The sequence below is a fragment of the Oribacterium sp. oral taxon 078 str. F0263 genome (assembly GCF_000469565.1).
Classification (GTDB): Bacteria; Bacillota; Clostridia; order Lachnospirales; family Lachnospiraceae; genus Oribacterium.
The window spans coordinates 1-1,705 of sequence record NZ_KI273081.1 but is presented as its reverse complement, the minus strand read 5'-3'; the positions used below and the strand labels follow the sequence as shown (position 1 = coordinate 1,705).

Here is a 1,705-nt window from a genome sequence, read left to right as displayed (position 1 = left end):
GACATTGACTTTTAAGCCGCTAAATTCTCGTTTACCTCCGTATTCTTTTCAATTTTATCGTCCAGCGCCGTCAGCACAGATGCTATTTTTTCCTGTGTTTGCAGCGACGGGAATCGAACTGTAAAATCCTGTATGTTCTTCAAAGGTAACTTGGGCTGAACCGCTCCAACTGTTCCTTTAGCAATTTCTCCCTGCCCAAGATGGGACACCAAATAATAATACAGAAAGTCTCTGTCTATGTTCCTAAAATTCGTCAGCTTATCGCAGTTCTCAGTTTGGTTTGCACCATCGAGTGTATCACCTACGATTCCCACAAGGCCTATAGTACCTACTACGCTAATAAGTATGTCTCCCTTGGAAACGATATAGCGCGAGATTTCTTTCTGCGTTTCGTCATCGACATACTCATAGTCTGCGGTCAACTGAAGAACTTTAGATTTGTCGATATCACGAATTCGTATGTAGGGATGTGCAGTCGGAAAACCAGCAAGCTTTTTCCCTTTGGGAAGTCGTTTGCCGCCTTTCACATCAACAAAATCCTTTATTTTTCCTTCGTTCCATATTTCCATCGGCCATTCCTCCATAAATATCGTTAACCTATATATTTCCTATGAGCCGTTTTCACATTGCTCTGTTTGACCATTGCGTACTGCAAGGTCGTATCTATCCGTTGATGCCCAAGAAGCCGCTGAAGCTGCTCAATCGGCATTCCTTTATCAATAGCCATTGTCGCCAGCGTCCGCCGAAACTTATGCGGATGCACCTTCGGAATGTTCAGCCGCTTGCCCATTTCACGGAGCCTATGCTCGATGCCGCCAATCTGTATCCGTTCATGCGGAACCCTCAATGTTACGAACAGAGCGGGATTCTCATCCGTCCGGCTGTCGAGATACTCCTGCATATGCAGCTTGGCTCTGGCATCAAAGTATACGATCCGTTCCTTGTCGCCTTTGCCGAACACCACGCATTCCCGTTCCGCAAAGTCGATATCATCACGGTTCAGAAGAACCATCTCGCCGACACGCATTCCTGTTGATGCCAGCATATCAATCATCGCCAAGTCGCGCAGTTCCTCACAGTTATCACGCATCTTCTCCAAGTCCTCATCCGAATAGGTCTCTTTGATGCTGCTTGCCGTTTTCACCTTATGAATACGGCGGACGGGGCTTTTTACGATGTAATCCTCATCCTCAAGCCACGAAAAGAAGCTGGACAGGATACGGCGGATGTTGTCAATCGTTACCCGGCTCGACTGGTTCCTGCTCTGATACTCGGTGAGGTATGTCCGTAAATCCTCCGTAAGAATATGTCGGACATTCTTGGCAAGAGATGCGACCATCGCGTCAATCGTGGTCTGATAATACTTCAGCGTCTTTTCCGAGCATCCCTCGATCCGCTTGGCGGCTATAAACATTGCTATAAGGTCATTGCTATCGTCCGCCTCCGACTTAACCTCTGCGCCGGTCACTTCGTAATGAAAGAGCGTTTGCTCCATCACCTGTCTCAACTGTTTCAGTTGAGCATTGTCGAGGTAGGGCAACATCTGCTGCATTACCTCTGTCATCAGTTCCTGTTTCATGTCGTTTCTCCTTCTATTGGTATTTCCAGAGAACGACATCAACGGCAGTTCCGTTGGCTTTACTCTCGCCGTTGGTGAGAGTTAATCGCACTTAAACGAGAATTTAGCGGCTTAAAAGTCAATGTC

The 1,705-nt window shown here is 47.0% G+C and carries 2 protein-coding genes; both read right to left on the bottom strand.

Translation table 11 applies throughout. The annotated features are described in order from the left end of the window. Window positions 1-11 precede the first annotated feature (11 nt). Window positions 12-569, bottom strand: coding sequence for a restriction endonuclease subunit S (locus HMPREF1986_RS00985; RefSeq protein ID WP_036598699.1), 558 nt, complete (start codon window positions 567-569; stop codon window positions 12-14). A gap of 23 nt (window positions 570-592) precedes the next feature. Further along, window positions 593-1,579 (bottom strand): site-specific tyrosine recombinase/integron integrase, encoded by a 987-nt coding sequence (gene xerA / locus HMPREF1986_RS00980; RefSeq protein WP_021772840.1) that lies wholly within the window; start codon window positions 1,577-1,579, stop codon window positions 593-595. Between the last annotated feature and the right edge of the window lie 126 nt (window positions 1,580-1,705).